Source organism: Ochrobactrum sp. SSR, from assembly GCF_030067775.1.
Classification (GTDB): Bacteria; Pseudomonadota; Alphaproteobacteria; order Rhizobiales; family Rhizobiaceae; genus Brucella; species Brucella teleogrylli.
Genome location: NZ_CP125970.1, coordinates 1112535 through 1131228, shown reverse-complemented (window position 1 = coordinate 1131228; position 18694 = coordinate 1112535). Strand labels below are relative to the sequence as shown.

The window sequence follows — 18694 nt, the reverse complement described above, 5'->3', positions numbered from 1 at the left end:
ATCGCCATAGCGGAAAACCATGACCAGAGGGGCCCGGCGCTGCCTTCTTCAAATGTGTATGTTTTTGCCCGGTTCAAGGGTGGAGTGTAAAATTTTTGTGAGGGGGTGTGGCAGTCTGGAGCGGATTCCCGCTCCAGACGGATTTCGTTGCAATATCAATGTTGTGGCGCGGGCGTTTCTTCTGCGTCCGGTTCCTTGATGCGGAACCATGCCACATAGAGCGCTGGCAGGAACAGGAGGGTGATCGCCGTGCCAGCGATGATGCCGCCCATCATGGCATAGGCCATCGGCCCCCAGAACACTTCGCGGGCAATGGGGATCAGCGCAAGGCTTGCCGCCGCCGCCGTCAGTGCAATCGGGCGCATACGGTGCTGGCTGGCGATCATCACAGCATCCCAGGGCTTCATGCCTTCGGTGATATGTTCCTCGATCTGCACAATCAGGATGACGGAGTTTCGGATCAGAATGCCGATCAGCGCCAGCACGCCTAGAATGGCGACGAAACCAAGCGGTTTGCCGCTTGGCAGGTGTGCTGCAACCACGCCGATCAATCCAAGCGGCGCAACCGCCACCACGAGGAACAGGCGCTGGAAACTCTGCAACTGCAGCATCAGCACAGTCGCCATCACAAACAGCATCAGCGGAACAACGGCTGCAATCGGGCCCTGGCTCTTGCCGCTTTCCTCAACCGTGCCTGCGGTCTGAATATAGTAGCCAGCCGGTAGCTTGTCGGCGAAAGCCTTGATCGCGGGGCCGAGGTCTTTCACGATCGTATCCGGCATGGTCTTGTCGATAATGCCTGCCGCGACCGTGATCGTCGGGATGCGTGACCGCCGGTAGATGACGGGCTGCTCAAGCTCGTAACGGAAATTGGCGATGGAAGCGAGCGGCACCGAGGTGCCGTTGCCGGTCGCAATTTGCAGGCTCTGCAAGGTGTCGATGGAATCGCGTTCGTGCTTTTGCGCGCGCACGACGACATCGATCAGATAGATCGAATCCCGCACCTGCGTGATGGTGATGCCGCCGACGACACCGTTCAGCGTCGTGGCAATATCCTTGGATGAAATGCCAAGCTTGCGCGCCTTGTCCTGCATGACATCGACACGGATCACGCGGCCGGGTTCATTCCAGTTATAATTGACCACCCCCAGTCTTTCGTCGGCAGTCAGGATGCCCGCGAAATCCTGCGCCAGACCGCGCAGTTTTTGAATGTCCGGGCCGGAAATGCGGTATTGCACGGGGCGTCCGACCGGCGGTCCAAGCTCCAGGAATTTCACATAGACGTCGGTGCCGACATAATCCTTGCGGAAGACCTCATCAAACTTGGCCTTCAGGCGGTCTCGCGCTTCGACATCCTTGGCGACGACGACCATCTGGCCGAAATAGGGATTGTTCGGCTGCACGTCGAAGGAGAGGATGAACCGGATCGCGCTTTGCCCGACATAGGTGCTCCAATGCTCGATATCGGGATTGCCTTTTAGCATGGTTTCTTCGAAACGCTCCATCTGCGCCCGGGTTTCGGCGATGGAGCTGTTTTGCGGCAAGGTCCAGTCGAGAACCAGTTCCGGACGATCCGACTGCGGGAAGAACTGCTGTTCGATGAAGCGCATCCCGAAAACTGAAACCGCAAACAGAAGGACGGTTGTCACGATGGTCACCCAGCGATAGCGCATCGCCAGCAACAGCGCCCTGGAAAAGGCTTCAAAGAAGCGGCTGCGCTTTTCCGCATGGGGCTTCATTTTCTTGGGCAGGAATGTGACGCCCAGCAGCGGCGCAAACAGCACCGCGACAATCCACGACACTACCAGCGAAACGGCGATCACCACAAAGAGCGTATAGGTATATTCACCCGCCTGACTGGAATTGAGGCCGATCGGGATGAAGCCCGCAATGGTCACAAGCGTGCCTGTCAGCATCGGAAAGGCCGTATGCGAATAGACGTAAGTGGCGGCCTTGTTGATCGGGTCGCCGAATTCCAGTCGCGCCACCATCATCTCGACCGCAATCATGGCATCATCGACCAAAAGGCCGAGCGCGATGATAAGCGCGCCGAGCGACACGCGTTGCAGTGAAATATCCAGAAGCGACATCGACAGGAAGGTGATCGCAAGCACGAGCGGGATCGACAGCGACACCACGAAACCGGCGCGCAGGCCAAGGCTGACAAAGCTGACCGCAAGCACGATGACCACGGCTTCGAACAGTGCGCTGGTAAAGCCGGACACGGCTTCCTTCACGACATGCGGCTGGTCGGCCACCTTGAACACCTTGACGCCGACAGGGAGTTCCGCCGTCACCTGCTGCATCATCTTGTCGAGCGCCGCGCCAAATTCCAGCAGATTTCCGTTCGGCTTCATACCGATGCCAAGCCCGATGGAATCCGCGCCATTGACGCGGAAGATGGATGTTGGCGGGTCGACATAGCCGCGCGTGATGGTGGCCACATCGGACAAGCGGAAGAACCGGTCATTGACGCGCAGATTGACCGCGCGCAGATCTGCTTCGGAATTGAACTGGCCGCTGACGCGGACACTGATCCGTTCCGGCCCGGCCTGAACGACGCCCGATGGCGTGATCGCGTTCTGGTCCTGCAAGGCCTGAAGCACGGCCTGCTGGTCGAGACCAAGTGCTGCGACCTGCCGCGTCGAAAATTCGAGATAGATCGCCTCGTCCTGCGCGCCAATCAGCTCGACCTTACCGGCATTGGGCAGCGTCAAAATCTTGGCGCGCACATCTTCCGCATAATCACGCAGCTGTCGCATGGACAGACCATCAGCGGTGAAGGCGAAGATATTCCCGAAAACATCGCCGAACTTGTCGTTATAATAAGGCCCATAAACGCCATCAGGCAGTTCCGGCTTGATATCGTCCAGCATATGCCGGACTTCATTCCAGGCGTCGGTGACCTGACGTTTGCGCACCGTGTCCTTCAGGAAAACGAAGACGACAGACTGGCCCGCGGTCGTGACGCTGCGCGTATAATCGAGCGTATCGAGTTCCTCGAGCTTCTTCTCGATGCGATCCGTGACCTGATTGAGCGTTTCTTCCACGGAAGCGCCCGGCCAGTTGGCCTGCACCACCATCGTCTTGACGGTGAATTCCGGGTCTTCTTCGCGACCGAGATCGAGATAGGACACGAAGCCTGCGACCAGAAACACGAGCATGAAATACCAGACCAGCGATCTGTGGTTCAAAGCCCAGTCGGACAGATTGAATCCCTTTTTCACAGGCCAGTTCCTTTCTGGTCCAGACGGACTTTCTGTCCTTCTTTCAATTCATAGACGCCAGCAATCGCCACATAGCTGCCGACCTCGACACCACCGGCAACGAAATTGCCGCCCTGCCGCGCGATAACCTGAACATCGTGCAGCGAGACGGTCTGTTTGTCGGGATCGATAATCCAGATGCTTGTCTTGCCGTTGTCCTCGCGCAGGGCCTGGATCGGCAGGCGCACCACATCCTTCTCCGGCGTCGCCAAAGCGGCGCGGATGGTCGCCCCGAGACGGAAACCGTCGGGAGGATTGTCGAGGGCAATTCTGACCCGGCGGCTGCGGGTCTGCGCATCCGCCTGCGGCGCGACTTCCCGCACAGTGCCGGTTCCCGTCACCGACGGATCAGCCTGAAGCTGCACATTGAAGGCAGCACCCGGCGCGAAATACTGTGTCATGCTGTCGGGAATATCGACCACGGCTTCACGAATGTCCGGGCGCGCCACCGTCATCACTGCCTGACCGGCGGCGACCACTTGTCCAACCTCGGCATTGGTTGCCGAAATTACCCCGTCATAGTCGGGGCGCAACACGGCATAGCTGCGCTGGTCCTGCGCCTTTTTCAGCCCGGCCCGGGCCTTTTCCAGTCCTGCACTGGCGCTGTCGCGCGCCTGTCTGGCGGCATCATAATCGGCCTGCGAAACATTGTTGCCTTGCAGCAAAATGCGCTGCCGCTCCTCGCTGGCCGAGGCATTGGCATATTGCGCCTCGGCGCTCGCCAGATCGGCCTTCGCCGACTGGATCGCCAGATCAAGCGTCGACGGATCAAGCGTTGCGACGCTCTCACCCTTCTGCACCAGATCGCCCACCTGCACCGGACGGCTGATGATGCGCCCAAGCACGCGGAAGGCGAGATCGGTCGAATAGCGCGGCTCGATCGTACCGGCAAACCCCGCCTGCGTGGCCGGTCGCGGTTCAACAACCATGTAGAGAACCGGGCGAACGGGTTCGGCCTCCGCTTCGCTTTCATCGCTCTTGCCGCAGGCTGCGAGCGCAAGCGTGGTCATCAGCACAGCGGCGCGCATCAGGGGAGGGCAATGGGCTTTCGGAATTCTCGCATCATTGCGCAACCGCCCCTTCCTGCGTCTGCATGATTTCGGTCGGCTCGCCCGACCGCAGCATCTGCGCGCCTTTCGTGACGATCAGTTCGCCGTCGTTCAAGCCGCCATCCACGATCACCCGTTCCTTTTCATAGGAAAGCACGGTGATTGGAACCAGCGTTGTAACATGGGTATCGTCAGCCACCCGCCAAACAGCGGGGCGTCCGGCGTCGGATGTCATGGCGCTCCATGGCAGGACGATGACTTGACGGCTATCCATATGCACTGTTCCGGTGACGGTCGCACCAAGCGCCATCTGTGGCGGGGTTTTGGCAATGCCAACCTTGACCCGGACCGTGCCGGTCTGCGCATCGACGACCGGAGAGATTTCGCGGATTTGTCCTTCTGCAACAATGGAAGCGTCCGACAGCAGCGCAATTGTCACGCCCATGCCGTCCTTGGCGTGGTTGACCAGCGTTTCCTGCACGTCGAAGACGGCATCGCGTGGTCCATCCTCGGCAATCGAAAACGCCGTCTGCGCGGCCTGTATCACCTGACCCGCTTCGATGTTGCGCGCCGTGACGACACCGGAAACCGGGGCGCGCAGTTCGGTGTAGGAAAGCTGGTCGCGCGCGTCGCTAAGCTGGCTTTCGGCGCTCGAAGCGCGCTTTGCGCGGTTTGCAGGGTCTGGTTTGCCTGATCATAGGTGCTGCGGGTCGTGAAACCCTGCGCGAGAAGCGCCTTCTGGCGTTTGAAATTGGCGTCCGCCTGAACGAGCTGCGCCTGCGCGGCATCCTTCGAGGCCTGAGCAACACGCAGATTCGCCTGCTGTTCGGCATCGTCGATACGGGCGATCAACTCGCCTTTGTCGACATGCTGGCCGATCTCGGTCTTGCGCTCCACGACCTGCCCGCCAAGGCGAAATGAGGTGTTGACCAGCGAGCGGGCGGCAATCGCGCCGGAAAGCGTCAATCGGGGCTGATAATCGCTTGCCGCCACCTTCATCACGGCAACCGGAACCACATTGCGGGAATCGGCACGGGCCGGAGCGCCAAATGTTATTGCCGAAATGCAGAATGCAAAGGCAGCCGTGGTTCCGAATATGACGCTTCGTCCGGAGCGGAGGAAACGGTAGGAAGGTTTTGCAATCATTGAACGATCCCGGTGGTTCGCATCTGCGGGAGAATGCAATCAAACGGCTTTCAACGAAAGCTTATTTTTTACGTAGGCGTCAATTCAACCGGGTCCATAGCGCACTTTAAAATTGCGAAACTGTAATAGGGCTTGATATCGCCTTTGTTGACACCCGCGCGACCGGATTGCGTCACGAAACCGTCATGAGCCACTTCTAGTATTCCGTGCAATTGCGCGGAGTCGTCGCGGCTTCGGGTGTTATCTTCAGCTTATGGTGTGAACATGTTCGAGAGTAGCCATCTGGACCGTATCAAGGCGGAAATCGCCGACAGTTTCGATGAAGAGCTGGAAATGCAGATCGAGGAAGAGCGGCTTGACGCGCTGGTCGCCGAGGGCATGTCCGGCCCCGCCGAACAGACGCTTGAACGCCGCCTTTATTTCCGCGAGCTGTTTCGTCTCCAGCATGAGCTGGTGAAGCTTCAGGACTGGGTGCAGCACAAGAAGCTCAAAGTCGTCGTGCTGTTCGAAGGCCGCGATTCCGCTGGCAAGGGTGGCGCGATCAAGCGCGTGACGCAGCGTCTCAATCCGCGTGTCTGCCGCGTCGTCGCGCTGCCTGCTCCCACCGAACGCGAGCGCAATCAGTGGTATTTCCAGCGTTATGTGCCGCATCTGCCGACCGCTGGCGAAATGGTCCTGTTCGACCGCTCCTGGTATAATCGGGCCGGTGTCGAGCGGGTCATGGGCTTTTGCACGAAGGAGGAACTGGAAGAGTTTTTCCGCTCCGTTCCCGAATTTGAACGCATGCTGGTGCGTTCCGGGATCATTCTCATCAAATACTGGTTCTCGATCACCGACGAAGAGCAGGAATTCCGCTTCAACATGCGTATCCACGATCCGCTGAAGCAGTGGAAGCTTTCGCCGATGGACCTCGAAAGCCGCGTTCATTGGGAAGACTACACCAAGGCCAAGGAAGAGATGCTGCACCGCACCCATATTGCCGAAGCGCCATGGTGGGTTGTCGAGGCCGTCGACAAGAAAAAGGCGCGCCTCAATTGCATCGCCCATCTTCTGTCGCAGATCCCTTATGAGGATGTGCCGAAGTCGGCCATCCATCTGCCGGAACGCGTGCGCCATGACGATTATGTACGTCATCAGACCCCGTCCGAAATGTATGTGCCGGAAGTGTATTAGAGGCTCGATGCGGGGCCGCTTTGTTCCGGGTATTGGTACACGACATTGAACATTATTCACGGTTCGCTGAAGGAACATAGTACCGGTCTGGTGGGGGCCTATCACAAGCGCCCCGATCATGCGGTTGTGGAACTCAAGGCAGACGAAGTGGATGCTGCGCTGGCCGCTAATGACGGCTGGGTGTGGCTGCATGTCGATCTGGTCGATCAGCGGTCACAGGGCTGGCTCTCGGAGCGCTGTGCCTTGCCCGCGTCGGCGCGGGCAATATTGGAAGGGCATGACGATAGCCTGGTGCTCAGCCATGAGGCAGGAACGATCCATGGCGTCATCGCCGACATGCATCAGGACATGGAGCGCATGTCCACCACAATCGGCCGTCTGCATTTTGCGGTGATGGGTGGGCTTCTGGTAACCGGCAGGCGGCATCCTCTGGAAGCCGTAGACAGGGTGCGCCATTCCTTTGCCAGCGGTTTTTGCCCGGCAACGGCCTATGAATTATTTGAGGCGGTGGTTACGGCCTTCTGCAAGAACACCGCAATCAGGCTCAATGAGGCGAGCAAAATGCTCGATACTGTTGAGGATCGGTTGGTGACCGAGCGGTTGAATGATGAACGCAGGGATCTTAAGGAAGTGCGCAGACTGGCGGTCTCGCTGCATCGTCCGGTGGCCGGTATGGTGGCTTTGTTTGAAGAGGAAGACCGTCTGGACTGGACCTTGCCTGAGATGGGGCATGCCGCGTTGACGCGGCTTTCCATGCGGCTCGAGCGCCTCGACCGTGAAATCGTTATGGTCAATGATCGTGCGCGGTTGTTGCAGGAAGAGATTGCAGCGGAACTGGCGGATGATTCAAACCGCAGCCTCAAAGTGATGGCGGTGATGAGCGCATTGCTGCTGCCCGGCACGCTGATCGCCGGTATTTTCGGGATGAACACTGCCGGATTGCCCTTCACGGGCGACGGGTCCGGTTTCGGCTGGGCGATTGTTCTGGGTGTCGGTGCGACAGCGCTGTTTTACTGGCTTCTACGCAAGGCTGGTATCAGCTTGCGGCTTTGAACAGCGGTATCCCGAACAGGAGGCGCCGTTTCGAAGGGCCTCCTGTTGGAATATATTTTACTTCTGGGTGGGCGCCGTAGTTTCTGCGCTTGCCGTTGTTTGCGGCTTTTCCATTTTTGTTGACGATTGCGCATTGTGGTAAGTGCAGTCTGCCATCGCAGCCGTAACCGACAGAGCGAGGACAGCGGTCGTTACAAATACGACTTTCATATCTGTCTCCATTCAGTGTTAGTTTCGTGGGGCATTACACCGACAACTCTAGCAAATACTGCCAGTCTTGTCTCATCACTTCATATTCTAGTGGATTGAATTTGACGTTTGAATCCCGGCTGACATAGATGCTGTTTCAAACGTCAAATTCGAAAAATCCACTAGATACATATACTTGCTAGTGGTCTTTTTGATTCCAACATTTGCTCAGCGCGTGAACCGAGGGATGCAAATGTTGGAATCAGACCACTAGTCTCTGGGCAGTTGCCGTGCGCCCCATTCGCTTTCGGGGATGGCGTGGCCGATGGCATAGCTGAAGGACTGGATCGACATGGCCTCCGCATTGACCTGACATTTGAAATCCACGCCATACCATTGGGCGCGGCTGCGAAAGGCGCCGTTGCTGACCGTCAGACCGCTGTTGGAAACCGAACCGCCCGCGCGCGCCAGCATGTCGGGGAAAGCGCCGGGCTGCTGGCGGCGGATCTGTTCAAGCGCCTCGATGCTGCAAATCTGGATGACGCGATCCGTGGGCGAGAGTTTGCCGAGCGCCTGTTTCACACGCGGGTCAGACAGGGCATCCTTGGAATAAAGCCTGCGCGCCTGTTTGAAGTTTTCAGCCTTTTTGCTCCGAAACGGCCTTGGTGGCCGGCTTTGCCTGTTCCGGTTTGGGCTGCGGAATAGGCGGGTTCTGAATAGGAGGGGCTGCCGCCTCGTTCGCGTTCTCCGCAGTTGCGGATTGAGCCTGCAGCTCCGCCGCTTCCTGTTCTTTGTCCTGCGGCTGCTCGTTCTTGGTCTCGGTTGTCGGGCGCGCAGTTTCGTCGGGCTTTTCGCTTGTTTCTGGTGCGGCGGGCGGAACGTCAGGTTCCTCCGGCGCCTCATCCTTCGGATCGTTGGAAGCGGACTCAAAGGCAAGCTTCTGGGCCTGCGCCTGCTGTTGCGCAGGAGCGGGCTTTTCCTGGTCCTGTTTGGGCTTGTCCTCGGCGGGTGGCGGCGGGGGAACAAGCTCTACATTGACGCTCTGTTCCTGCGCGGTTGGCAATTCCGGCAGGCGGACGAGCAGAACAATGGCCAGCAACAGATGCAGGACGATCGAGCTTGGAATACCCCAGCCGATTTCTGCAAACATTTTTCTGGCCAATTGCTGCATCGCTCAAACGATCATGGATATCCAACTACACCGGCACTCTCACGTGCCGATGGTGATACCACATTGGAGCGCCAACAACAGGTGTCGGGCGGAACTATTCACTCAAGGCTCGATGCAGCGCATCATCGCCGAAGCTTATGCGGCCTCCAGTGCCTGCTCGCATCGCAGCAACATGCCGTAGAGATCGCGCGGTTCATCCGGGTCCGCCAGCATGTCGAGTTCGGCATAAAGGCCGGTCTCTTCCAGTTTGCTGAAGACATAGCGCAGGGCGGAAAAATCTTCGGTTGCAAAGCCGACGCTGTCGAACAGCGTGATGGCGCGATCCGATGTTCTGCCCGGCAGTTTACCGGTGATCACTTCCCACAATTCCTTGACCGGATAATCTTCCGGCAATTGCTGGATTTCGCCCTCGATGCGGGTCTGTGGCGGATATTCGACAAAAATATCCGAGCGCAGGAGAATTTCCTTGTTCAGTTCGGTCTTGCCGGGGCAATCGCCGCCAACCGCATTGATATGCACGCCGGGGCCAACCATGTTGTCGCTCAAAATGGTAGCATATTGCTTGTCGGCGGTGACGGTGGTGATGATATCCGCGCCCTCGACAGCCTCCTGCGACGACCCGCAGATGGTGACCGAAAATCCCTTGTCCGCTAGATTGGCCGCACAGCGCTCGCTCGCCGAACGGTCGATATCGAACAGACGCAGCGTGTCGATGCCGAGCAGAGCCTTGAAGGCCAGCGCCTGAAATTCGCTCTGCGCGCCGTTGCCGATGATCGTCAGCGTTTTGGAATCCGGTCGCGCCAGATGTTTGGCGGCCACTGCCGACGTGGCGGCGGTGCGCAGCGCGGTCAGAATGGTCATCTCTGTCAGGAGCAGCGGATAGCCGCTGTCCACATCGGAGAGTACGCCGAAGGCCGCAACCGTCTGACGGCCCGTCCGGTTGTTTTTTGGGTGGCCATTGACATATTTGAAGCCATAAAGCGTGCCGTCGCTGGTTGGCATCAGTTCAATGACACCTTCCTGCGAATGGGAGGCGACGCGCGCCGTCTTGTCGAACTGTTCCCAGCGACGAAAATCTTCTTCGACAATTGCCGCCAGTTCCTTGAGGAAGGTTTCGACACCAACGGTCAGAACCAGCTTCATCATGTGATCGACGCTGACAAAGGGAACGATATTCAGCTTTTCATTGGTCATGGGAGTGAACCTTTATTCAATGGGCGGACGCGCCCGATCAGCGGGCGTTGTTTCCAGCCTTTGCCGCGAGGAATTTTTCAGCGATCATCGAAACGATCTGCGGCAGAACCTCGAAGGCGTAGGGCGCGTGGACGCGCTCCAGCTTCTGGTGGAATTCGCGACCCCATGGGCCGATATTGACCACCGGGAAACGTAGCGCGTTGGCGGCTGGATGATCGACGAGGCGCGACACCGGCGTGTTCTGCGACACGATATCCTGCCCAAGCGTTGCCTGACCGAGAAAGCTCATATCGGAAATGCCCTGGAAATGGGGCTTCCAGACCAGGCTCTGGTCGGGGAAGGCCGCAAAGACCTTGATCGTCTCGTCGATGGCCTCTCTGAAAAGGCGGTCATTGGTTTTGGTGTCGTCAAGATGGCTTGCCGGATAGTGCAGCCCGGCAAAGCCGACGACAATCGCCGGTCCGGCAAGGTGCGCAACACCCACCAGCCATTCGGTCAGCTGGCGGCTGACGGAAAGCGGATTGTCGATGCCGGAAAGGCGCTGTTCCTGTTCGTCATAGAGACGTTCGAAGTCGTTGCCTGCGATCTGTGCTGCCATGGCGCGCAGCTCTGTGAATGTCAAAAGCTTCGGCGCTGGCGGGGTTGCCCCGGCGCGCTTGCCGACCAGCTTGCCATAGGCTTCGGCCTGCGCGGTGAAGCGTGCGACCGCATCAACGGCGCCGGTGCGCACTTCATCCTGAAAGCGCTTGAAGAGCTCTTCCGCAGTCATGCCATGATAGAGCCAGTTGAGCGCGATCCAGAAACGTTCAGGCGTCGTGACTTCATAGCCGTCGCGCAAATCCTTTGCCTCAAGGCAGATGGGCGGCGGGGAAATATCGTTGTCGTCGCGGTCGGCCAGATCGGCATTGCCTTCGAAGCGCGTGAGAATACCAGCCGCCATGGCCTGTGCGCTGACGCCTTCATAAGGGTAGCTGGCGTGGGAGCTGCAACCGATGACGAGCGCGAAAGGCAGGAGCTTGCCGATGGTTCCGGCATAGACGGCGCGGCCTTCGCTGCCATCGCCCTGATCGGACGTTACATCAAGATTGATAGCCGACGAAATATCGAGATCGAAGTCCCGCGCAATATCCGGCAGCGCATTGCGCATCGACCGCATGCCCCGGCTTTCGCGCTCTTCGTCCGGTGTTACGATCAGGACCAGATTGCCACTGCGGTCGGGATCGGCCGCAAAACGCTCAAGGCAGGCAATACCGGCGGCGATGCCGCTTTTCATGTCCAGAAGGCCACGGCCCGGCAGGAAATCGCCGCTCAGAAGATCTTCCAAAGCGCGCTCTTCCTGGGCCGAGCGCGCGCGCTTGCCAAGGTCCTTGATCAGCGCGTCTTTCAGGTTGAGGCTGTCGCAGGAAAGCGATTTCAACTCGTGATAATTGTCGGTCGCAACCGTGTCGAAGTGGCCAGCGAGAACCACCGTGTCACGGCCCTTGCCGCGCACCAGCGCCACCACATTATGGGTCAGCGGATCGCCATGGCTGGCAACCGTGCGGATATTGGCCGGGTTCTCCTGGAAATAAGGAATTTCCTTGAGCAATTCGACAAAGCGACCAGAGAATTCCGCTTCACCGGGCGTGCCCGTTTCGCTACGCCAGCTGACCATGCGAAGAGCCAGCTCTTCGACATGCTGCGCATCGATATGGTTGTGCGCCATCGTTACGGCGTTTTGCGCGCCGTTTGAAACATTCGCAGTCATTGAGTAGTCTCCGTAATTTAGTGCGAAAGATGCTTTCGCAGGAAAGCGCGGGTCCGTTCCTCTTTCGGATTGGACAACATCTGGTCCGGCGGACCCTGCTCGACCACCACGCCGCCATCCATGAACATCACATGGTCGGATACTTCAGCGGCGAAGCGCATTTCGTGGGTCACGATCAGCATGGTCATGTGCTCTCTGGCGAGCTGCTTCATCACCTGATTAACCTCTTCCACCAGCTCGGGATCGAGCGCCGATGTGGCCTCGTCGAACAGCATCACCTTGGGCTGCATGGCGAGCGCGCGCGCAATCGCCACGCGCTGCTTCTGGCCGCCGGAAAGGCGCGCCGGATAGGCATTGCCCTTGTCCACCAGCCCGACCTTCGCCAACAGCGTGTTGGCGCGGTCCAGCGCTTCGGCGCGGGGCAGATGCTTGAGCCGCATCGGACCGATCATGATGTTCTGCAGCACGGTCAGGTGCGGAAACAGGTTAAACTGCTGGAACACCATGCCCATTTCCTGACGGATATGGTTGATGTGCTTTTCGAAGGCATGGCCCTTGAGCGGCTTGTTGACCTGATTGCCATCAAGCCAGATTTCTCCGCCCGAGGTTTCTTCCAGCATGTTGATGGAGCGCAGAAGCGTGCTTTTTCCCGACCCGCTGGGGCCGATGATGGATACGATCTTGCCGCGCGGAACCGTCAGGTCGATGCCCTTGAGAACCTCGTGGTTGCCATAGGATTTCCTGATCTGGCGCAATTCGATCATGGGTGTCTGAGTGTTCATCGGATAGCTTCCGCTTTCTTGGCCGCTTTGCTCAATGCCCATTCCATCAGAAGATTGACGGCATAATAGAGCACGGCGGCGACGAAATAGAATTCGAAGGGTCGATAGGTTTCGCTGATGGCGCGCTGTGCGTTCAGAACCAGTTCCGTGATGCCCAGGACGGACAGCACCGCTGTATCCTTGAGCAGGATGATGCTGTTATTGCCCACCTGCGGCAGCGCGGTCAGGATCGCCTGCGGAATGATGAAATAGCGCAGCGACATGCCCCGGCTGAAGCCCAGCGAACGGGCGGCTTCCATCTGCCCGGCGTCCACAGCTTGCAGCGAAGCGCGGAAAATATCGGCGTTATAGGCGGCATAATGCATGCCAAGGCCGAACACGCCGGTCCAGAAGGCCGGAACCATGATGCCGATCTGCGACAGGCCATAATAGAGAAGATAGAGCTGGAGCAGCAGTGGCGTGCCCATGAAGAGGAACACGATGCCGCGCACCGGTAGGCTGACGATTTTTGGCCCGTGCAATGTCACCAGAGCGATGACGACGCCCAGCACCACGCTGATGACACCGGCCAGAACGGTGATCAGCACCGTCCAGAGCAGGCCGATGAAGAGCAGTTCCAGATAGGAGGGAACGACCGTGAAATCGAGGCTCATGCTTCGGCCCTCCTATCTCGGTTGAAGAAGGTTTCCATGCCGCGAACGATCATCGAAATGACGGCAATGATGACGATGTAGGCGATGCCCGCGATCGTGAAGACTTCGAAGGGCTTATAGGTCGAGGTCACGAAACGCTGCGCGGAATAGGTCAGTTCAACCACGCCGATTGTCGAGACAAGTGCTGTACTCTTGGTCAGGATGATCGTGTTGACGCCGAGCGAACGGATCATCAGGGGTGCTGCCTGCGGCAGAATGAAAAGCCGCATGGTGTTGAAGCGTCCAAAGCCGATGCTGCGGGCCGCTTCGTTCTGCCCCTTATCGACGGCCAGAATGGCGCCACGTATGCCTTCCGACATATAGGCTCCGATGTTGAAGCCCATGGTGATCACGCCAGCCATGAATGGGCTGAATTCCAGACCGAATTGAGGGCCGCCGAAGAAGACCAGAAAAAGCTGCACCAGCAGCGGCGTGCCGCGCATGATGCTGACATAGCCCGTGGCGAACCAGCGGAACGGCTTGAAGCGCGAAAAGCGGGCAATAACCAGAACGGTTGCAACGACCAGACCGATCAGAAGCGATACGACTGTCAGCTGGACGGTGACCCAGCCAGACTGAACAATGAAGGGAAAAATCCGCTCGATAAGTGCGATATCCATCCTTCAACCTTTCTTCCCCATCGGTGGCTCGTGGAGATGGGCCACCGAATGGCCGGAGGAACAGCGCCGCTGTTCGCCCAAAGGGTGGTGGGCAGAAAGCGAACAGTACCAGATTTGGGGGATCAATTTCGAAGATGGGTTGCTTGTCACAACCCCTCTTCCGGAGAGGGAAGATTAGCGGATATCCGCGCCAATCCACTTTTCGGAAATGGCCTTGTAGGTGCCGTCGGCCATCATGTCGTCCAGAGCCTTCTGCATGGCGGCAGCCAGTTCCGGATTGTTCTTGCGTACGGCGATGCCGATGTCGTAGCGGGGCAGTTGGTCATCCTTGACCTGCTTGATCGGCGCATTGCTCTTGGTGATGGCAACCAGAACCGGTACGTCGTCGGCGACAACGGCATCGATACGGCCAGAGCCCAGATCAAGCAGCATTTCCGGCAGGCCCTTATAGGTGCGAACGTCGTATTTGCCCTGTTCGCGGACCCATTTTTCGGAGGTTTCGCCGAGCGTCACGCCGATGGTCTTGCCTTCAAATTCCTTGAGCGAGGTGGCAGCGTCGTCCTTGCGGACGAACAGCGCCAGACCCGAGCGATAGTAAGGGCCGACAAAGGCAATTGCCTTCTTGCGTTCTTCGGTGATGCCCATCGAACCGACAATGGTGTCGTAGCGACCGGTCACCAGACCAGCGATGATGCCGTCCCAGGCGGTCGTGACGATTTCTGGCTCGGCCTTCAGGCGGCGCGCGATTTCAGAGCCGATATCGACGTCGAAACCGACGACCTTGTTGGATTCATCCACAAAGCTGAAAGGAGGAAAAACGCCGGACAGGGCAATCGACATTTTGCCTGCCTTCTGGATCTTTTCCAGATCGTCGGCCTTGGCCGCGTTCATGGAAAAGGTGAGACCGAGCGCCAGAAGCGCCGTGGAGAAAAATTTCGCGGTATTCATGTAGGTCAGTTCCCCATTTGAAGCCCCGGACGCCGGGACCGTGAAATCGCCGTTTGCATGCGCTTGTTTTCGTGACCTTGTGACCGGTCCAAGCCGGGATTGGTCATGGGTTTCCATCGCGATCAACGTCTGGAAACCACCTGGGCAATCCCCTTGCAGAAAATGAATATCTGCAATCAGATTGACAAAAAAGAATATAAAGTGATTATTTTTATAAATTACTGCCGATATAGGTAGTCGCACTTACTAAAAAGAAAGAGGGGGTCATGGACGAGCTTGACAAGAGACTGATCACGGAATTGCGCATCAATGGACGCGCATCGGTGCCGCAACTGGCCGAGCTTCTTGGCGTGGCGCGCGCAACAGCCCAGAAGCGGCTCGACCGCATGGTGGCCAATGGCGACATCAAGGGCTTTACGGTCCGTGTGCGCGACGATATCGGCAAGGACCAGATCAGGGCTTTCATGCTGATCGAAATGTCAGGCTCTTCGCTCAAAGCCACGATCAGCGCCATCAAGCGCGTGCCGGGGCTGACGGGTCTGTTCAACACCAATGGCATGTGGGACGTGATTGCCGAGCTGGAAGTGGCGACGATTTCGGAACTCAACGAGGTGATCTCGACGATCCGCTCGCTTCAGGGCGTCAGCAAAAGCGAGACCAATATCATGCTTGGCCCCGCCTGACGCTGCGTGCTCATTCGCCGTCGAGCCGATCGGCGACCAGATCGGCATAGACCAGATAGCGAAGCGGTCCGGGCGTGATTGCATCGAAGGGATAGCATGTCGCAAGAACGAGGTGTTTTCCCGTGGCCTGCGGGTCGATGGGCGCTTCGTCCCAACGGGCCACAGCCATATGGGTCGTGCGATAGGTCACGATCTTTCCGTCACGGCGCGTGATGCGGATCAAATCGTTCGGCTCGACATTTTTCAGGAAAGCGAAATGGGTATCGCGATGGGCGGCATAGACCGCCGTGCCCTGATCTCCCGCTTCCGGCGTATTATCGAGGTGTCCGGGCCCGAAGGCGAGTGCCTGACCGCTCGCGCCTTTCAGCGCAATCGCTGCGGTTTCCAGTCGCGGCACTTCGATGCGCGCCACCGGCCATGTGTCGGCCCAGCTCCACGGCTTGACAGGCGCCCCCGTCTCCACACTCTGCGTGAAAGCGCGCTCCAGCAGGATTTGTGCGGCAAAGGCCTTGGCGTGAATCCAGAAGCCCTGTCCGGCGAGGACCAGACCGCCTGTGATCAGAACGCAGGCGAGAAGTGTCGAGAGGGAGCGCGCAAGCGCGCGCCCCTTCAGGATGGTCTGACGATTACTCATGGCTGCCTGCCTTTTCACGACGCGTGAACCAGAAGAGAAGGGCACCGATCAGCACGGCCAGCAAACCTTGCAGCATGAGAAGCGTTGCAGGTGTCGCCGTTTGCGGCAGTGGAAGACTCGGAACGGGTAGGGTCGGAGCGATCTCCTCAGCTTTACTGTCGACGCCACTCCAGTCGGCGTTTTCGCTGTCGGTTGGCTGTCCGGCATTCGCGTCGCGCGTGGCGCTGATGCCGAGCAATGTGCGATAGTCCCAGCCAGCGGGCAGATGCAGCGGAATATCGGCCTTGGTCAGCGGTATATTGGCGGCGCGTGATGGCGTGACATCCACGGCGATGAGACTGGTCAGGCGCGTCACCAGATGGTGATCGAGCGCAAGCCGCAGGATACGGGCGTCGGCGGCATCCTGATTGATCTCGCCAAGCGTGGCAGCGACTTCGGCATCGTCAATCTTGCGGCGCGCCCAGATTTTGGAAATGCCTTCCGCGTGACTTGCCTGATCAAGCGGCAGTGTCACGGTCCAGGGGTGGTCACCGACCATGCCGCTGACGGTCAGTTCGCCGGTCGCCTTGCCCATGCGGGCGGCAATGACAAGCGGCTCGCCGCGATAAAGATCAGGCAGCAATGTCGGCGTGAGGCTGACATTCTTTTCGGTAAACGCGGCGCGGATGTCAGTTACGGCTGGGTTTTCCAGCTTGTCGAACAGGGCACGCATGCGCTCGTCGACTTCCGCTGCCGAACCGATATGGGCGAAGCTCCCGCGACCAAGCTCGGCGGCGCGGTTCACCAGATAGCTGTTCGGGGCTGAACCAATGCCGACCATGAAGATGCGCGAGCGTCCGCGCCGGGCGGCGATTGTATCGAGTAGCTCCAATTCGTTGCTCACTTCGCCATCGGTCAGGAAAACGATCTGGCGCAAGCCCTTGCTCTGATGGCTGTCATCGAGGGCGGCGTGCAGCGGCGGCAGCATTTCCGTGCCGCCAGCGGCTTCAAGCTGGCCGACAAAGCTGCGCGCAGCGGCGACATTTTCGCCGGTTGCGGCAACGCTGTCCGGGAAAAATTTGGTCATTGTGTCATCGAAGCGGATGACGTTGAAATGGTCGTTCGGTTCCAGTCGCGACAGGGCATAATCGAGGCTGGCTTTTGCTTGCACCATGGAGGTGCCGCCCATTGAACCGGAATTGTCGATCACGAAGACAATCTCGCGACCGGTCTTCCTGGCCGGCGCCAGAACCGGCGGCGTGACATAGGCAAGCACAAAGTCTTCCTTGCCGACCCGTTCGCGAAACAGACCGACAGTTGGCGTGTTGCTCGCCGCAGCGCTCCATTCAAGCACGAAGTCGCGGTCGGCAATTGCGTCGCCTTGCAGTGTGATCTGGCGCGCGTCGCCATTCAGCCGGTCGATCTTGACGGGATGGTAGAGGCTTTTCAGTCCATCGACCGGGAACCCCGCATCCAGCTTGATTGCAAGCGTGACCGGGTTGGTCCGTGCACTGTCCGGTCCGATCAGTGCCGTATCGATCGGTGCAGCCTGAGTGTTCTGTGTCGTGCTGGCGGCGGATTGTCCCCAGCCACCATTCAGCTTGGCGCGCTGGTCGATTGCGGCCTTGTCCTGCGGATTATAGCGCGGGGCAACGACCAGCGGCACGCGCAGCGAAAAGCGATTATCGGCCAGACGCACTGCCTGCTGATATTCGATCTGTACAACGACCTTCTCATGCGGACCGATATTGGCGACGGCATTGGTGAAGACATTGAACCGCTGCTGTTCCACGAGTGCGGTTTTTTTGCCTTCGCTGCGGGCCTTCTCATAGATGGCGCGTGCGGCCTGCTTTCCCTTGATATCGGCCACGACGACGCGATTGCCGATGATCAGCTTCAGCGAATGAACGGCGCTGTCTTCAGGCAACGGAAACACATAGAGCGCCTCGACCCAGCCATCGGTGGGGTTTTCGAAAGCCTGTGTGAGACGCGCCCGCGCCGTCGGTCCGCTGACAGTGATATCCACATCGGTGGCGAGCCGCGGGGCCTCGACATATTGCCCGGCCTGTTCGGTCTGCATCAGCAGGCTGCCCGATTCCATTTCATTGGGCGATACGAAAGCGGAGGTTTCCGCACGCGCCTGCAAGGGGTGAAGCAGGGCAAGTATCACGCCGAGCGCGGGAAGCAAAATTGCATTCCCGAACCAGAGAAACTGGCAGAACCGGACGAGAAAATTTCTCCGGTTCCTTTGATGTGAAACAGTGATTGCGGTGTGCATGACGGGCTCCCTTTCCGTAATGGATGAACTGGAGCGATTGTCTGAAACGCGCTGTTGCCTCGCCAGCGTCAGCTTTGACCTCTTTCGTCC

15 protein-coding genes and 1 pseudogene are annotated in these 18694 nt (G+C 58.6%); 3 read left to right on the top strand and 13 right to left on the bottom strand.

The genetic code is table 11. The annotated features are described in order from the left end of the window. Nucleotides 1–155: 155 nt before the first annotated feature. From QLQ11_RS16715 to QLQ11_RS16705, 3 genes and pseudogenes are all read right to left on the bottom strand, one after another. On the bottom strand, nucleotides 156–3227 hold the full coding sequence (locus tag QLQ11_RS16715; protein WP_283736233.1) for an efflux RND transporter permease subunit: 3072 nt from the start codon (nucleotides 3225–3227) through the stop codon (nucleotides 156–158). Then, nucleotides 3224–4294 carry an efflux RND transporter periplasmic adaptor subunit gene (locus QLQ11_RS16710; RefSeq protein ID WP_235858973.1) on the bottom strand — a complete coding sequence of 357 codons (1071 nt, stop codon included), beginning with the start codon at nucleotides 4292–4294 and terminating at the stop codon, nucleotides 3224–3226. Before QLQ11_RS16710 ends, QLQ11_RS16715 begins: the two co-directional genes overlap by 4 nt. Before the next feature lie 34 nt (nucleotides 4295–4328). After that, nucleotides 4329–5461: pseudogene (locus QLQ11_RS16705) on the bottom strand (efflux RND transporter periplasmic adaptor subunit). Between the two features lie 264 nt (nucleotides 5462–5725). Between QLQ11_RS16705 and ppk2 the strand changes: the two are divergent. Then, nucleotides 5726–6634: a polyphosphate kinase 2 gene (gene ppk2 / locus QLQ11_RS16700; protein ID WP_109367940.1), complete on the top strand. Its 909-nt coding sequence runs from the start codon at nucleotides 5726–5728 to the stop codon at nucleotides 6632–6634. A gap of 45 nt (nucleotides 6635–6679) precedes the next feature. Continuing rightward, nucleotides 6680–7687 (top strand): CorA family divalent cation transporter, encoded by a 1008-nt coding sequence (locus QLQ11_RS16695; RefSeq protein ID WP_109366866.1) that lies wholly within the window; start codon nucleotides 6680–6682, stop codon nucleotides 7685–7687. Nucleotides 7688–8146: 459 nt separating this feature from the next. Here QLQ11_RS16695 and QLQ11_RS16690 read toward each other — a convergent pair whose 3' ends face one another. From QLQ11_RS16690 to QLQ11_RS16655, 8 genes are all read right to left on the bottom strand, one after another. Then, nucleotides 8147–8458 carry a DUF930 domain-containing protein gene (locus tag QLQ11_RS16690; protein WP_371835971.1) on the bottom strand — a complete coding sequence of 104 codons (312 nt, stop codon included), beginning with the start codon at nucleotides 8456–8458 and terminating at the stop codon, nucleotides 8147–8149. A gap of 55 nt (nucleotides 8459–8513) precedes the next feature. Further along, entirely contained in the window at nucleotides 8514–9026 is a 513-nt protein-coding gene (locus QLQ11_RS16685; protein WP_371835970.1) for a hypothetical protein, read from the bottom strand. 156 nt (nucleotides 9027–9182) lie between these two features. Continuing rightward, on the bottom strand, nucleotides 9183–10241 hold the full coding sequence (locus QLQ11_RS16680; RefSeq protein WP_109366868.1) for an ornithine cyclodeaminase: 1059 nt from the start codon (nucleotides 10239–10241) through the stop codon (nucleotides 9183–9185). A 37-nt stretch (nucleotides 10242–10278) separates the two neighbouring features. Then, entirely contained in the window at nucleotides 10279–11988 is a 1710-nt protein-coding gene (locus tag QLQ11_RS16675; protein WP_109366869.1) for a M20/M25/M40 family metallo-hydrolase, read from the bottom strand. A 17-nt stretch (nucleotides 11989–12005) separates the two neighbouring features. Beyond that, nucleotides 12006–12770 carry an amino acid ABC transporter ATP-binding protein gene (locus tag QLQ11_RS16670; RefSeq protein ID WP_109366870.1) on the bottom strand — a complete coding sequence of 255 codons (765 nt, stop codon included), beginning with the start codon at nucleotides 12768–12770 and terminating at the stop codon, nucleotides 12006–12008. Then, nucleotides 12767–13423, bottom strand: a complete 657-nt coding sequence (locus QLQ11_RS16665; RefSeq protein ID WP_109366871.1) for an amino acid ABC transporter permease — start codon at nucleotides 13421–13423, stop codon at nucleotides 12767–12769. The genes QLQ11_RS16670 and QLQ11_RS16665 overlap by 4 nt, the downstream gene beginning before the upstream one ends. Next, on the bottom strand, nucleotides 13420–14082 hold the full coding sequence (locus tag QLQ11_RS16660) for an amino acid ABC transporter permease (protein ID WP_121538432.1): 663 nt from the start codon (nucleotides 14080–14082) through the stop codon (nucleotides 13420–13422). Before QLQ11_RS16660 ends, QLQ11_RS16665 begins: the two co-directional genes overlap by 4 nt. 174 nt (nucleotides 14083–14256) lie before the next feature. After that, complete coding sequence (locus QLQ11_RS16655) at nucleotides 14257–15030, bottom strand: transporter substrate-binding domain-containing protein (RefSeq protein ID WP_109366873.1); 774 nt, start codon at nucleotides 15028–15030, stop codon at nucleotides 14257–14259. A gap of 266 nt (nucleotides 15031–15296) precedes the next feature. Here QLQ11_RS16655 and QLQ11_RS16650 point away from each other — a divergent pair, with 266 nt between their 5' ends. Beyond that, nucleotides 15297–15713 carry an Lrp/AsnC family transcriptional regulator gene (locus tag QLQ11_RS16650; RefSeq protein WP_109366874.1) on the top strand — a complete coding sequence of 139 codons (417 nt, stop codon included), beginning with the start codon at nucleotides 15297–15299 and terminating at the stop codon, nucleotides 15711–15713. Nucleotides 15714–15723: 10 nt separating this feature from the next. Here QLQ11_RS16650 and QLQ11_RS16645 read toward each other — a convergent pair whose 3' ends face one another. Both QLQ11_RS16645 and QLQ11_RS16640 read right to left on the bottom strand, forming a co-directional pair. Next, on the bottom strand, nucleotides 15724–16347 hold the full coding sequence (locus tag QLQ11_RS16645) for a class GN sortase (protein ID WP_109366875.1): 624 nt from the start codon (nucleotides 16345–16347) through the stop codon (nucleotides 15724–15726). Continuing rightward, on the bottom strand, nucleotides 16340–18514 hold the full coding sequence (locus tag QLQ11_RS16640; RefSeq protein WP_283736230.1) for a marine proteobacterial sortase target protein: 2175 nt from the start codon (nucleotides 18512–18514) through the stop codon (nucleotides 16340–16342). The genes QLQ11_RS16645 and QLQ11_RS16640 overlap by 8 nt, the downstream gene beginning before the upstream one ends. Between the last annotated feature and the right edge of the window lie 180 nt (nucleotides 18515–18694).

What these genes read in the sequence shown, in the direction of transcription:
- QLQ11_RS16710 (WP_235858973.1), bottom strand. Translation starts at nt 4,294, where the DNA reads ATGCGCGCCGCTGTGCTGATGACCACGCTTGCGCTCGCAGCCTGCGGC.
- ppk2 (WP_109367940.1), top strand. Translation starts at nt 5,726, where the DNA reads ATGTTCGAGAGTAGCCATCTGGACCGTATCAAGGCGGAAATCGCCGAC.
- QLQ11_RS16685 (WP_371835970.1), bottom strand. Translation starts at nt 9,026, where the DNA reads ATGTTTGCAGAAATCGGCTGGGGTATTCCAAGCTCGATCGTCCTGCAT.
- QLQ11_RS16680 (WP_109366868.1), bottom strand. Translation starts at nt 10,241, where the DNA reads ATGACCAATGAAAAGCTGAATATCGTTCCCTTTGTCAGCGTCGATCAC.
- QLQ11_RS16675 (WP_109366869.1), bottom strand. Translation starts at nt 11,988, where the DNA reads ATGACTGCGAATGTTTCAAACGGCGCGCAAAACGCCGTAACGATGGCG.
- QLQ11_RS16670 (WP_109366870.1), bottom strand. Translation starts at nt 12,770, where the DNA reads ATGAACACTCAGACACCCATGATCGAATTGCGCCAGATCAGGAAATCC.
- QLQ11_RS16665 (WP_109366871.1), bottom strand. Translation starts at nt 13,423, where the DNA reads ATGAGCCTCGATTTCACGGTCGTTCCCTCCTATCTGGAACTGCTCTTC.
- QLQ11_RS16660 (WP_121538432.1), bottom strand. Translation starts at nt 14,082, where the DNA reads ATGGATATCGCACTTATCGAGCGGATTTTTCCCTTCATTGTTCAGTCT.
- QLQ11_RS16655 (WP_109366873.1), bottom strand. Translation starts at nt 15,030, where the DNA reads ATGAATACCGCGAAATTTTTCTCCACGGCGCTTCTGGCGCTCGGTCTC.
- QLQ11_RS16650 (WP_109366874.1), top strand. Translation starts at nt 15,297, where the DNA reads ATGGACGAGCTTGACAAGAGACTGATCACGGAATTGCGCATCAATGGA.
- QLQ11_RS16645 (WP_109366875.1), bottom strand. Translation starts at nt 16,347, where the DNA reads ATGAGTAATCGTCAGACCATCCTGAAGGGGCGCGCGCTTGCGCGCTCC.